The 12,888-nt window shown below is 48.7% G+C and carries 11 protein-coding genes; 5 read left to right on the forward strand and 6 right to left on the reverse strand.

Going from position 1 to position 12,888, the window contains the following annotated elements; translation table 11 throughout:
- The first annotated feature begins 38 nt into the window (after positions 1 to 38).
- Positions 39 to 656, forward strand: a complete 618-nt coding sequence (locus tag B9N86_RS01340) for a LysE/ArgO family amino acid transporter (protein WP_208917428.1) — start codon at positions 39 to 41, stop codon at positions 654 to 656.
- A 141-nt stretch (positions 657 to 797) separates the two neighbouring features.
- On the opposite strand, the gene moaA is transcribed toward B9N86_RS01340, so the two are convergent.
- Positions 798 to 1,802 (reverse strand): GTP 3',8-cyclase MoaA, encoded by a 1,005-nt coding sequence (gene moaA / locus B9N86_RS01345; RefSeq protein ID WP_208920034.1) that lies wholly within the window; start codon positions 1,800 to 1,802, stop codon positions 798 to 800.
- Between the two features lie 398 nt (positions 1,803 to 2,200).
- Here moaA and B9N86_RS01350 point away from each other — a divergent pair, with 398 nt between their 5' ends.
- A complete protein-coding gene (locus tag B9N86_RS01350) occupies positions 2,201 to 2,905 on the forward strand; it encodes a TorD/DmsD family molecular chaperone (RefSeq protein ID WP_208917429.1) in 705 nt (234 codons plus the stop codon).
- A 189-nt stretch (positions 2,906 to 3,094) separates the two neighbouring features.
- On the opposite strand, the gene B9N86_RS01355 is transcribed toward B9N86_RS01350, so the two are convergent.
- The 5 genes from B9N86_RS01355 to B9N86_RS01375 form a co-directional block, all read right to left on the reverse strand.
- Positions 3,095 to 6,397: an efflux RND transporter permease subunit gene (locus B9N86_RS01355; RefSeq protein WP_208917430.1), complete on the reverse strand. Its 3,303-nt coding sequence runs from the start codon at positions 6,395 to 6,397 to the stop codon at positions 3,095 to 3,097.
- Between the two features lie 67 nt (positions 6,398 to 6,464).
- Positions 6,465 to 7,400, reverse strand: coding sequence for a TetR/AcrR family transcriptional regulator (locus B9N86_RS01360; RefSeq protein ID WP_244563111.1), 936 nt, complete (start codon positions 7,398 to 7,400; stop codon positions 6,465 to 6,467).
- Positions 7,401 to 7,507: 107 nt separating this feature from the next.
- Positions 7,508 to 7,822 carry a DMT family transporter gene (locus B9N86_RS01365; RefSeq protein ID WP_208917432.1) on the reverse strand — a complete coding sequence of 105 codons (315 nt, stop codon included), beginning with the start codon at positions 7,820 to 7,822 and terminating at the stop codon, positions 7,508 to 7,510.
- Entirely contained in the window at positions 7,822 to 8,169 is a 348-nt protein-coding gene (locus B9N86_RS01370; RefSeq protein ID WP_208917433.1) for a DMT family transporter, read from the reverse strand. Before B9N86_RS01370 ends, B9N86_RS01365 begins: the two co-directional genes overlap by 1 nt.
- A 33-nt stretch (positions 8,170 to 8,202) precedes the next feature.
- On the reverse strand, positions 8,203 to 8,784 hold the full coding sequence (locus B9N86_RS01375; protein WP_208917434.1) for a TetR/AcrR family transcriptional regulator: 582 nt from the start codon (positions 8,782 to 8,784) through the stop codon (positions 8,203 to 8,205).
- Positions 8,785 to 9,036: 252 nt separating this feature from the next.
- On the opposite strand from B9N86_RS01375, the gene cls reads away from it, so the two are divergent.
- The 3 genes from cls to fni all read left to right on the forward strand — a co-directional run bounded on the left by cls (position 9,037) and on the right by fni (position 12,853).
- On the forward strand, positions 9,037 to 10,539 hold the full coding sequence (cls, locus tag B9N86_RS01380) for a cardiolipin synthase (RefSeq protein ID WP_208917435.1): 1,503 nt from the start codon (positions 9,037 to 9,039) through the stop codon (positions 10,537 to 10,539).
- Between the two features lie 194 nt (positions 10,540 to 10,733).
- Positions 10,734 to 11,642 carry a MerR family transcriptional regulator gene (locus B9N86_RS01385; RefSeq protein WP_208917436.1) on the forward strand — a complete coding sequence of 303 codons (909 nt, stop codon included), beginning with the start codon at positions 10,734 to 10,736 and terminating at the stop codon, positions 11,640 to 11,642.
- Between the two features lie 170 nt (positions 11,643 to 11,812).
- On the forward strand, positions 11,813 to 12,853 hold the full coding sequence (fni, locus tag B9N86_RS01390) for a type 2 isopentenyl-diphosphate Delta-isomerase (RefSeq protein ID WP_244563113.1): 1,041 nt from the start codon (positions 11,813 to 11,815) through the stop codon (positions 12,851 to 12,853).
- The last annotated feature ends 35 nt before the right edge of the window (positions 12,854 to 12,888 follow it).

Below are 12,888 nucleotides of genomic sequence, written 5' to 3' on the forward strand. Positions count from 1 at the left end.
GATCATTAGAGAATGATCGTTAAAAGGGGAGAGAGCAATTGATCGAAGCGATTCTCCATGCGGTGCTGCTGGCTTTCGGGCTGATTCTGCCGCTAGGTGTGCAAAATGTATTCATTTTTAATCAGGGAGCGGTAAACTCGCGCTTTATTCGTGCATTACCTGCTGTTCTAACAGCATCGGTATGCGATACACTGTTGATCTTCGCGGCAGTAGGGGGAGTTTCACTCGTTATTTTGAAGTTTGCTTGGCTCGAAACGACGATATACGCCGTGGGGGTTCTGTTTCTGCTCTACATGGGATTCAGTATTTGGAGATCCAAAGGCGGAGGAGGCGGACAATCCGCTCCGCTGTCTGCCCGCAAGCAGGTACTTTATGCAGCGTCGGTTTCCCTTCTGAATCCGCATGCGATATTGGATACCATTGGCGTAATCGGGACGAGCTCACTTGCTTACGAAGGTATGACCAAATGGATATTCGCATTGACTGCGGCAATCGTTTCGTGGCTGTGGTTTCTAGGTTTGGCATTGGCAGGTCGGACGCTGGGCAGAGTAGATACGACGGGCCGGAGCATTGCGGTGCTGAATACCGTCTCGGCCTTGATCATTTGGCTGCTGGCTCTCTATATGGCGCTGCAATTGTTCGGTATACTTACATAGCGAAAACGTCTATCGACGTATCTTTAAAGAAGATAGAGAGCATTTAATGGTAATTTTTCTTGAGAGATAAGGATGCAGTTTCCTCTGTAGTTTTTTATCTCTAAACAAAAGAAGCTCCGCAGCTGCGGAGCTTCTTTTGTTTTACCCGCCGATTTGCGACATACGCCGGTTGGTCGGGGTATGGCTTTGAGCTTTTTTTTCAAGAGCCAGGGCCATCTCGTGGTTTTGCGGTTTGCTGCCGAGTGCTTTACGGAACAAGGAAGCCGTGGCTTCAGGATCGTGAGCAACACGGCGGACATTGTATTCATCCGACCAGTACAGACACGCTTTAATATGTCCGTCAGCCGTCAGACGCAGCCTGTTGCAGGAGTCGCAAAAATGGTCACTTACCGGATGGATGAGTCCAAAAGTGCCTGCAGCACCCTGTATTTTCATATTACGGGAGGGGCCGTTGCCCGCAGGTCCCTGGTCATCTTGAATGGTCCAGCCGGCTTCGTGGCATACATCCGTCACATGGCTAAGCGGAATGTATGTTTTTCGCCATTCCTCTGAAGCCTGCCCGATCGGCATATATTCTATAAAGCGAACGTGCAGCGGACGGTGAATCGTCATCGCTACAAAATCCCGTATCTCATCCTCATTAAAGCCTTTCATAAGTACCATGTTCAGCTTGATTGGATCAAGCCCGACCTCATATGCAGCTTCGATGCCCTCAAGCACCTTCCGTACATCTCCACCCCGGGTAATCTTGGCATAGCGTTCTTTGTGCAGCGAATCAAGGCTGATATTAATCCGGGTAAGTCCTGCTTCTTTCAAAAGACGGGCTTTGGAAGATAACAAAAGCCCGTTCGTCGTAAGTGAAATATCTTGAATTCCTTCTATATCTGAAATCATGGCAACCAATGACTCCAGATCTTTACGGACGAGTGGTTCACCGCCGGTTAACCGTACTTTGGATACGCCCATAGGTGCGAGTACCCGCAGAACGGAAGCAATCTCTTCATAGCTCATAATCTCGTCATGCGGCTGAAACACCATGCCTTCTTCTGGCATGCAGTACACACATCGCAGATTACAGCGGTCCGTTACGGATATTCGGATATAGTCATGTATCCGCCCAAAGGAGTCCGTCAAAGGTTCAATCATCGGTTTCATCTATCGGAATCCCCTTTCCAGCTTGGCATGGTCACATTGTAGCGATTGCTGTAGCGGGAGTCAATGGAAGGGAGGTTAAAAAATATTGAATTTTGAACAGTTAAATTTGTTGTAAAAGCCGGAGCGTGTGAATTGTATCACAGAAAACGTTTACAAAGTTCATTATACTGAGCTTACAGGCACATGCTTCTCCCCTGAAAAGTGTGCCGCTCATAGAATAGCTGAACCATCCAAGTAAGGATGGTAAGCGTGTTTTCAAAATGATTTCCGAAATTTTCCGAAACTTTCGGAAATCATTTTTCATAAAATTACCCCATCCTAGAATCTTTTAAGATATAATGTGAAAGATATCAACATCCAACAAAGAGATCACCATTAGGAGGTTCGATATGACGATATCATCATCTGTTCGAACATTGGAGGTACCTGACGTCTGTCACAGGTGGTTGGAAAATCGAGGGACGATTTATCAGCTACTCACTGAATTTTTGGGCCACTGGCCTACACTGTCTTTAGTTGCACATTGGAGCCGCAGCAGCGGAATTGGTAAAGCGGCGGAGCTGACCCGCGGAGGACGCGAGCTCATGCAGTACTTGAGCGGTCGTTCACCGGAGGAACTCGTACGAATTTGCGAACGGGAAGGCGCAGAGTACCGCAGATTGCTGCAGCACTCGAAGCAGCGGCCGCTTGCAGAATCCCGTTATTCTCCTTATTCGTGCCGTGCACAGGATCTATCTGACTTTTACGCTTCAGCTGGAACCGCCTTTAAGAAAGTCAGCGGAGAGCCTGACGATCATATTGCGATCGAGCTTGAATTTATGACCATACTGCATGATCGCATGCTGAACAGTGCATACTGCGAGGACAGCATGCTGCGTCTGATAGATATACAGAAAAAATTTCTGGAAGAGCATCTACTCACCTGGACTCCAGCGATGTGCAGAGAGCTGAATGCTTCTACGATAAGCCCGCTTTACTTGGCGGTTTCACGTTTACTAGAAGAGTTCCTTGAATATGATTTGTCAATGCTCCGCACCTGGAAGCAGTCTTGTCTGGCTGCAGATGAGCCGGTCCGTGAAGTCGTGTTGGTGTAACAGAGAATAGCGATCAAGGTATATAAGGGCATGCTTTCCAGATGGAGAGCATGCCTTTTTTGTGTGTGGGGTGTAGAAGCAACGCTATATAAACACCAAAAAGGGGTAGCCTCCGCAGTCTAGTTCAGACCTTTGGAGGTAGCCCCTCTATGGAATGTAATTCTTTAAGCGTTACGTTAAGTGCTTGATTTAATCTTCGATCCGCTTTTTGCGGAACTTCATCAGGAATTCATACACAATAGGTACGACGACCAGCGTAAGCAGCGTTGAGCTGATCAAGCCGCCGATAACGGTAATGCCGAGTCCGCGGGAAATGATGCCTGCACTGCTCTCCCATCCGAACACAAGCGGGAGCAGAGCGCCAATCGTGGCGAGTGCGGTCATCAGAATCGGACGAAGGCGTGTCGCTCCGGCTTCAAGCAGCGCTTCGCGAGTAGACAAGCCATCACGTTCCTTGTGAATAACACGGTCGATCAATACGATAGCATTTGTCACAACGATACCGATCAGCATGAGTACACCCATCAGTGCGGATACGTCCAGCGTTACACCCGTAATGAGCAGGGCGATAATCACACCGATGACAATGAACGGAAGCGAGAACAGAATCGCAAACGGTGCGAGCGCACCACCGAAGGTGACAACGAGAACGAAGTACACGATGGCGATGGCTGCCAGCATAGCGAGCCCCAGCTGTCCGAAGGTGTCATTGATCTGTTCTGTAACTCCGCCGAAGCTAACAGATACACCCTCAGGGAGTTTCATCTCGTCCACTTTTGCTTGCAGGTTAGTGGAAGCAGTACCTACGTCGTTTGTAATCATATCAGCATTAACGGTAACGACCATCTTGCCGTCGATACGCATAATAGAGTCAGGTGATGTACCTTTTTCCACTTTTGCGACATCTTTGATCGGAATCTCCATTCCGAGCGGCGAAGTGATGGTTTCGTTTTGAATATCCTCGATACTCTTATATGTTTGACTGTCAGCTTCGATATACACTTTATATGATTTATTGTCGATTTTCACTTCAGTCAATACCGGACGCTCACGAACCGGGCTGAGCTTCATAGCCAGTTGTCCGGCAGTCAGGCCGAGCGAGCTGAGTTTCTCCTGATCGGCTACCAGTGTGTACTGTTCATAGGCTTTAGACAGGCTGGTTTTTGCATTTTCAAAGTTGGCGGTGTCTTTCTTAGCCAGTTCCAAAATGTCTTCAGCTACAGGCTTGATCTGCTCCAGTGTATCACCAAAGACATTGACGGTAAGCTGGCTTCCACCAAAGCCACCCATGTCCATACTGGACCATTGGCCTTCCGGAACTTGTTTCTCCAGTCCTTCCACCAGATCTTTCTTTACATCCTCAAAGTTTTTCGTATCTGGATCATACATGACATAGAACAATCCCGAATTGGCTGAACCCATACCGAGTGGGTTGCTGCCGCCGATGGAATATTGCATGCTTTGGACTCCATCTTGACCGAGAATGTATTTCTCGGCTTTCAATGCACGCTGCTCCACATCTTCCAGACGATCGCCTGGCTGAGGAGAGTAGGTAACCATCGCATATTTGTCCTCCTGCTCCGGCAGGAAGCTGACACCAACGAACTTGGTCAGGAACAAGCTGCCAACCAGAAGAACAATGGCAATTCCGAAAGTGATCAGTTTATGGTTCAGGGACCATCTCAGTACGGATTGATATCCGCGGGCAAGGGCGCCTGGTTTTTCATCATGATTATGCTTGTTCTTAAGTCCTTTGCGGAACATGGAGTGCGCCATTGCAGGCACGAGAGTGACCGCTACAACGAGAGAAGCGAGTAGGGCGAACACCATCGTCATGGCAAAAGGAATGAACAGTTCTCCAACCATGCCGCTGACAAGTACGAGCGGCAGGAACACCGCGATCGTAACAATCGTCGATGACAGGATAGGCGTAAACATTTCGCGGGTAGCCGCGCCAATGAGTTCACGACCTTTCAACTTCTCGCTCGAGAGCGACAATCGCCGATATATATTCTCGATAACGACGATAGAGTCATCGACTACCCGGCCGATTGCAACCGTCATGGCACCGAGGGACATCATGTTCAGAGTAATGTCCATTTGCTGCAGACAGAGCACGGCAATGAGCAGTGATAAAGGTATCGAGATGATCGAGATGATGGTGGAACGGATGTTGCGCAGGAAGATCATAATGATGATCACGGCGAACAGCGCTCCGTATAAGGCTTTAAAGAGCATGGTATGAACGGAATCCTCGATCGGCTTGCCTTGATCCAGCATGATCGTCAGGTCCATGCCCGGATATAGTTCCTTAAGTTCTTCTGCCTTGTCCTTGACGCTGTTAACAACATCCACCGTATTTGCGTCGTTTGCTTTAACGACTTGAACACCGATGGATTCTTTGCCGTTCGTCCGGGAGATGGACTCCGCTTTACCGATGACTTCAATATCGGCAATTTCACCTAACTTCACGGTAGGGATACCGAAGGAATCGAGTCCATTAGGCGTTCCTGCTTGCGGAGAAGTGCCAGGCGCTTGCTGACCTGCAGCGGGTGGTTGACCTGCATTTTGCCCAGCAGAACCGGCATTTGCACCACCATCCGCTCCAGCAGCCGGTGTCCCCCCAGCGGCAGGTGATCCGGCTCCAGCAGCCGGTGTCCCCCCAGCGGCAGGTGATCCGGCTCCAGCAGCCGGTGTCCCCCCAGCGGCAGGTGATCCGGCTCCGGTAGCATTTGAGCCACTGACCGGCATAACCGGAATAGCGATGTTTTTCAAATCATCGATGCCAATGATGCCGCCATCAACCGCGACGGCCTTTTGTGACTGTTCCATCTCGAACAGTCCGAGTGGTGCATACAGAGCAGAGCCTTGAACAATTCCTTTAACGGTATCTTCCGTAAGGCCGAGCTCATCCATTTTCTTCTGGTTAAATTTCAGCTGTACTTCATTAACGAATTGGCCGGAAACCTGAAGGGAAGCAACACCATCCAAATCTTCCAGCTTCGGTACGATGTCGTTCTCAGTAATGCGTGTAAGCTCATCAAGGGATGTGCCTTCCTTATTCGCGATACTTAAGGATACGACTGGCATGGAGCTCATGCTAAACTTGGAAATTTGAGGTTTCTGCACACCATCCGGCAGCTTGACCTCGTTGAGTGCTTCCCGGACCGCTGCCGTAGCGTTATCCAGATCAGCGCCATAATTGAATTCGACCATAAGATTGGACACATTCTCCATCGATGTGGAGGTGACCGTCTTAACCCCGTCCACATTCCGAAGCCGTGTTTCGAGCGGTTTGCTTACATCCTGTACTACGCCTTCAGGCGCTGCCCCCGGATAAATGGCCGTGACACTCAGGAAGGGAACATTAATGTTCGGTATGGTCTCCTGTTTCATGGTCATTCCGCTGTACAATCCACCGAAAATAATAATGATTGTCAGCAGCCAGATGGCAAATTTGTTGCGAAGTGAAAAGTTAATAATTCCTTTCATAAGGCGGTTGTTTCTCCTCTCCAAAAAATCTTTTTTTGTCTATGAATCTACAGGCTTTCCTTGAATCTCATCCATCAGATGCAAGATAAAGATCCAGGACACTGTGGATTGTTGTTTTCAGTTCTCCGTACAGCTCCTTCATGCCTTCAATCCCTTCAAGGTTCCGGAGCATGCCTTGCAGCACCACCCGGCGGGGATGAAGTTCGAGCAGTTCCTTCTCCATCAGACTGAGTGAGTCCAGACAATCGCGCCGGACGTCTGGTTCCAGAGGGAGTTCTTTAAGCTGAACTTTCATCGACTTGATGACCACCAGAGGGTGACGTGAGAAGTGAGACTCCTCTGGAGGAATGCCATTAAGCCGTTCCCAAGTTTCTATAGGTACAAGAGGATCTGGGCGCCTGCGCAGCAGGCTGTCTGTCACATCATCAAGCATGACAACAAGGTGGTCCGCCAAAATACCAACATTCAGCGGCAGGCCTGGCATGAATAAAAACCGGATGTACGAGCCCAGCATGCCACCGACAAACATCCCAATTTCCATCGTGTAAGGCGTAATCTCAGCGCCGTATACGGAAGAAAGCTTATTTTTAAACCACAGAAGAGCTTTACCTATTTCTTGGTGAGCACATTGACGATCAAAAGGGGACTTGCCAGGTCCGGGATTCTCGTGAGTTTGCTTCAGCAAAAACTCGCGTACCTCCAGGAAATGTACCAGGAGCACCTCAGTTTGCTTGCGCAGCTGCTCCTTCGGTGCAAGTTGAGATTCCTGGTCTACTTTAACAACTTCATCCCGGATCCGGAGAGCAATATGTTCATAGATACTTTTCTCCAGTTCCTCTTTGGATTTAAAATGGAGATACAGGCTGCCCTTCGACATCCCGCATACTTCTGCAATCTCCTGCATGGAGGTCGCGGCAGACCCCTTAGTAGAAAACAGCTGCATGGCGGTCACCAAAATTTGTTTGCGTTTCTCCGCCGTCTTATCCGACAATCTTTCATTCACCTCGCCCAAGAACTATGTAGTTCTACGATTGACCCATTGGTCAAAATTAATTATATATAAAAAAAACGACCGTTACAACTTTATGTAACGGCCGTTCTTTTGAACAATTAAGTGAGAACTTTTAAGCCTACAGCAGCGCATAGAATCATGGAAATAAACAACACTCTGCGCCATTCCTTCGGCTCCCCGAACAGAAACATGCCGGTTACAGCACTGCCTACCGTACCGATACCGGTCCAGATAGCATAAGCGGTTCCCATTGGAATTGCTGTCATCGCATAGGACAGAAGAGAGAAGCTGCCGGCAAAAGATGTAATCAACAGGGTCAGGTAGGCCAACCCTTTGCGCTGGGAAACGCCTTTAATTCCAATTACACCTGTAACCTCGAAAAGTCCGGCAAATATCAATGCGATCCAAGCCATTAGTTCGCCACCTCCTGGTCTTGACCAGCAGAATCATCGGTTACGAGCTTAAGCCCAATAACGCCCGTCAACAGAATAGCGATCAGAATTACTTTGGTAAGTTTAAACGGTTCTCCGAATAGGAGCATTTCGGTTGTGACTGTCCCTGCAGTACCAATACCTGTGAAGACGGCGTAAACGGTTCCCACCGGAAGGCGTTTTGCTGATTCTATAATAAGATAGAAACTTATAATTATGGCAATCGCAGTACCAAGCCACTCCCATACACTATTGGAATGACTCAATCCTATAACCCAGATGATCTCAACCAATCCGGCGACTAATACGTATAACCAATTTCGGTTCATAACAGATGCTCCCTTTAGTTAGAATTCTTGATGTTATCTTTCCTTTGTAACGCCCGACCAATACACAGGCCATGCTTGCTCAAGCCGGCGGAGTGAACGCTCTTCACCCCCGTAAAGTATTTCGACGTCGATTCCGTCCATCAGCGTCAGAAAGGCTGAGGCAGCCTGTCTCGGATGCCGGATAATCGGTCCTTTAACAGGGCAGCCAGCGGCCAGAAGACGTGACAATTGATCCTCTTGACTGTCGAGAAAAGGGTAGAGGATACCCATAACCTCGTTATAAAGCGAATTTGGTGGGAAGAACGACATTCGTAAAAAGAACTTCGCCTCATCATCTTCGTGATACTCGCGCTGTCTCTCCGTCAGACATCCTTTTAACTGCTCTTCCAGAGGAAGTTGTTCGTGTTCAATGAAATAGTGTCTGATTCGTTCCTCCTGCCTTTGAAAAACAGACTGAAGCACCTTCATGAATAGATCCTCTTTGCTTGCAAAGTGTGCATAAATCGATGGCTTCTTAATACCGCAATCATCGGCGATATTTTTTAAAGAAGCCCCCTCATAGCCGTCTCTGGCAAAATGGGTTAGTGCCGCCTGCATTATATTTGATGAAGTCATATTTTCAATCCACCCTCCTAACTAACGATCGTTAGGTTTATTTTTTCAAATTGGGAGTCAGTTGTCAAGAAAAAAGCAAAAAAAATTTTCGACAAATATCCTGAACATATGACGCTGAAAGGTTACAACTTTGTCGTAATTGGGGATTTCTGTATCCTGCTCGTAGGAAGAACGTATGACTTCATGTAGAATATGGTGGACAAGGTAAGTGAACATTGGAAAAAGTGATTGGTGAGAGTGGGGTTACAAGAAATGAGAAAGGGAATACAGGCTGTTATCATATCGGCGATATTGTTCGCTTTTTATTACTTCGGTTTCGATTATTTTGGTAAAACGGCCGGTACGGTTGTCAGTGTGTTCTCTACGCTGACGGTTGTTTCCATTGGTTTAATGATTTTTATGGAGAACCGCCATCCGTCAGCAACGATGGCTTGGATATTGCTGCTGGCCCTGATACCGATCGTGGGTCTCTTTTTTTATTTGCTGTTCGGGCAGAACTATTTCAAACGTAGAAAGTACGATAAAAAAGCACAGCGTGATATTTTGGCGTACGAAAGTGAAGTGCTTCAGCGCAGTATTCCGGATCTGACTTCGTTCCGGCAGGATCATCAGCAGCTTCTTCAGCTGTCGCAGCGTCTGGCACGTACGCCGATCTCCTTTTCGACAGAAACAAAGGTGCTCACGAACGGCGAGGAGACGTTCTCCGCTCTTCTTCCTGAACTGCAGAAGGCGCAGCATCATATCCATATGGAGTATTACATTTACCGGGCGGATGAGATCGGTACACAAATTCAGAGAATCCTTATGAATAAAGCAAGAGAAGGCGTGTCCGTAAGGTTTATGGTCGATGCCGTGGGTAGTTTGCAACTACCTAAGTCATTCTTGAATGAGATGAAGGAAGCTGGTGTTCAGGTCGCTGTGTTTGGCAGTCCGCGAACGATTTTTTTTACCAGCCGGGTCAACTACCGCAATCACCGCAAAATCGTTGTCATCGACGGCAGTGTAGGCTTTATAGGCGGTTTGAACATCGGAGATGAATATTTAAGCCGCAACAAAACGTATGGTTTCTGGCGTGATACGCATATGCTTGTCCGGGGCGAAGCCGTACGAACGTTGCAGGTTATATTCATGCAGGATTGGCAGTACGTTACAGATGAAGTTGTAACCGAGCAGGAATATTATTCACCGGATCTGTTGGAGAACCGGAACGGAGTGGTGCAGATCATCGCAAGCGGACCGGATAATGAGCGAAGGGCGCTCAAAAATATTTTTTTCTCTATGATCGTATCGGCTCGTAAGTCAGTATGGATTGCAACACCGTATTTTATTCCGGATGATGATATTTTGACAGCTCTGCGTGTAGCTGCTCTGGCAGGATTGGATGTGCGTATTCTGTTTCCGGCGAAGCCCGATAAGTGGCTTCCGTTTCTAGCGTCGCATTCCTACTTTTCGACTCTTCTCGATGCGGGAGTCCGTATTTATGAGTACGAAAAGGGATTTTTGCACTCTAAACTGTTGATTGTGGACGGTGAGATTGCGACCATTGGAACAGCAAATATGGATATGCGCAGCTTTCACCTGAATTTTGAAGTGAACGCCTTACTCGTCGAGACGGAGAGCGTGCAGCAGATGGTTAATGATTTTGAGCGCGATTTGCAGTATACGAATCTTATTGACCGGGATACATTCATGAATAAGCGGATCATCGTTCGTCTGCTGGAATCAGGTGCACGTCTGATGTCACCACTGTTGTAAGGTTGATTTCGGCAGCTATAGTAATAATTAAAGAACCACCGATGCAGGCAGTAATTGTCTTCAGCCGGTGGTTCTTTGTATGTGCGTTGATTTTATGTCTAATCGACAGACGATTGGTAAAAATGTATAATCGATGTACTAAATTTGTATAAAGTCGGAAGCCCCCAGATCATTACCGAAAGGCAGGGAAGCATTTGTACTCCATTAAGCAGGTGTCCACAATGCTGGATATGCCTACCGTTACAATCCGAGCCTGGGAGAATCGTTACGGTGCTGTAAATCCGCTTCGAACGGAATCGGGTTACCGCATGTACTGTCCGGAGGACATAGAAGATCTACGTTGGCTGAAAGAGCAGGTGGAGCAGAAGGGTATCAGTATCTCTCAGGCTGCCCGCCTGCTGAAAGCGGACAAGGCTGCACAATCCAAGGCAGGCTCCTTTCCCGTTCTGGCACCAATGGGTGCGGATGAGGCTTTTGATCAGCTAAGCGGACAAATATATGAAGCTTTATTTGAGTTTCAGGGAGAACGGGCGAATAAGCTGATAGACTATGGCTTTTCTATTTACGGCTATGACGCAATGTTCTACAAAATCTTGGTTCCTGTGCTTGTGCGAGCGGGGGATGCATGGCAACACGGGCAGGCATCAGTTGCACAGGAGCATTTTATAACCGAACTGGTATCCCGGCGCTTCCTTCAGTTTTTCCATCTCTTCCCCATTCATTCCTATTTACCGAAAGCGTTGTCGTTCTGTCCGGATGGAGAGTATCATCAGGTAGGTCTGATGCTGTTCTCCCTGCTGCTGCGGCGAAGTGGTCTGGATGTCTTTTATCTTGGTCCCAATACGCCGTTGGATGGGCTTTTGCACATTATCGGCGCTCACAGAATCGGCATTGTCTGTATCTCTATAACAGATCCGGACTTCGTGCCTAAAGTGGATGAGTTTATTCGTCTTACTTCTTCACACTATCCATCGGTACGTTTTCTGCTCGGGGGACCAGGGTTTGAGGGGGAGAATACGACAGCGTATCCGAACTCAGTTTTGTCGGAGCCACCGGAGAAATGGCAGGAATGGATAAACCGTTTCATTGGACGAGTCGTTTAAACATGTTTAATGGGTTTAAACAATATATGAATGCAGAAAATACATAGAAGCGTAATCTAGTAACGGCTACTTAACGGGAGGGACGTATGAACAATCGGAACAGGCAAGAGGCTCCTGCCAGCGGGGAGATTAGAGTTTCTGCTAGTGAGATATTTTCGGATAACAAAGGCATGCTCCTGCCGGAGGTGCCCACAGGCGAGCGAAAAATAGAACATGTCCGGTTATGCCTTGAGGAAGAAGTAGGAGGCCGGGATGTGACAACGGGGTTTGAGAATTACCGGTTCCGGCATGCGGCTCTGCCAGAGGTGGACTTTGACGATGTGAGTCTGGAAACCTCTTTTCTTGGGTTCTCTATGGCAACACCTCTTTTGATCAGCTCCATGACTGGAGGTAGCAAGGCAACAGGGGAGATTAACATGCGTTTGGCTGAAGCCGCGGAGCGGCGAGGTTGGGCGCTTGGTGTCGGCTCGATCCGGGCCGCTGTGGAGCGCGGAGAGCTTGCATCTACGTTCCGGGTTCGAGAGAAGGCGCCAAACATTCCGGTTATCGCCAATCTTGGCGCGGTGCAGCTCAATTACGGATTTGGTCCGGATGATTACCGGCGGGGCGTGGACATTGCCGGAGCAGATCTACTCGTGCTGCATTTGAATGGACTGCAGGAAGTGTTCCAGCCCGAAGGCAATACCCGATTCGGAGGGCTGTTGCCCAAGATCGAAGAACTATGCCGGGTACTTGAAGTCCCGGTAGGCATCAAAGAAGTGGGCTGGGGAATTGACGGCTTTACAGCGCGAAGCCTGTTGGATGCCGGAGCTGCATTCATTGATGTGGCCGGAGCCGGAGGCACTTCCTGGAGCCAGGTCGAGAAATTCCGCAGCAGCGATCCGGTCCGTCGTGCGGCGGCGGAGGCGTTCGCAGGCTGGGGCAATCCGACCGCTGACTGCATAATCGAGGTGAGAGAGGCCGCACCAACCGCTGCCTTGATTGGCAGCGGAGGCCTAAACAGTGGTGTGGATGCGGCCAAGGCCCTTGCGATTGGTGCCGACCTGGCAGGCTTTGGCCGAGGACTGCTCGGCTCGGCAGTGTCTTCCGAGGAGGCACTGGACCAGAAGCTGGCGCAGGTTGAGCTGGAGCTTCGCACGGCGATGTTCGGAATCGGAGCGGTAAATATTACGGCTCTGAAAGAGACGGATCGTCTGCTAAAACGGTTTTGACTTCAAAACTTTTTAGTCCTCAATATTCAAAACCA

The sequence above is a fragment of the Paenibacillus uliginis N3/975 genome (assembly GCF_900177425.1).
Taxonomy (GTDB): domain Bacteria; phylum Bacillota; class Bacilli; order Paenibacillales; family Paenibacillaceae; genus Paenibacillus_AQ; species Paenibacillus_AQ uliginis.

What these genes read in the sequence shown, in the direction of transcription:
- moaA (WP_208920034.1), bottom strand. Translation starts at nt 1,802, where the DNA reads ATGATTGAACCTTTGACGGACTCCTTTGGGCGGATACATGACTATATC.
- B9N86_RS01350 (WP_208917429.1), top strand. Translation starts at nt 2,201, where the DNA reads ATGACGATATCATCATCTGTTCGAACATTGGAGGTACCTGACGTCTGT.
- B9N86_RS01355 (WP_208917430.1), bottom strand. Translation starts at nt 6,397, where the DNA reads ATGAAAGGAATTATTAACTTTTCACTTCGCAACAAATTTGCCATCTGG.
- B9N86_RS01365 (WP_208917432.1), bottom strand. Translation starts at nt 7,822, where the DNA reads ATGGCTTGGATCGCATTGATATTTGCCGGACTTTTCGAGGTTACAGGT.
- B9N86_RS01370 (WP_208917433.1), bottom strand. Translation starts at nt 8,169, where the DNA reads ATGAACCGAAATTGGTTATACGTATTAGTCGCCGGATTGGTTGAGATC.
- B9N86_RS01375 (WP_208917434.1), bottom strand. Translation starts at nt 8,784, where the DNA reads ATGACTTCATCAAATATAATGCAGGCGGCACTAACCCATTTTGCCAGA.
- cls (WP_208917435.1), top strand. Translation starts at nt 9,037, where the DNA reads ATGAGAAAGGGAATACAGGCTGTTATCATATCGGCGATATTGTTCGCT.
- fni (WP_244563113.1), top strand. Translation starts at nt 11,813, where the DNA reads ATGCTCCTGCCGGAGGTGCCCACAGGCGAGCGAAAAATAGAACATGTC.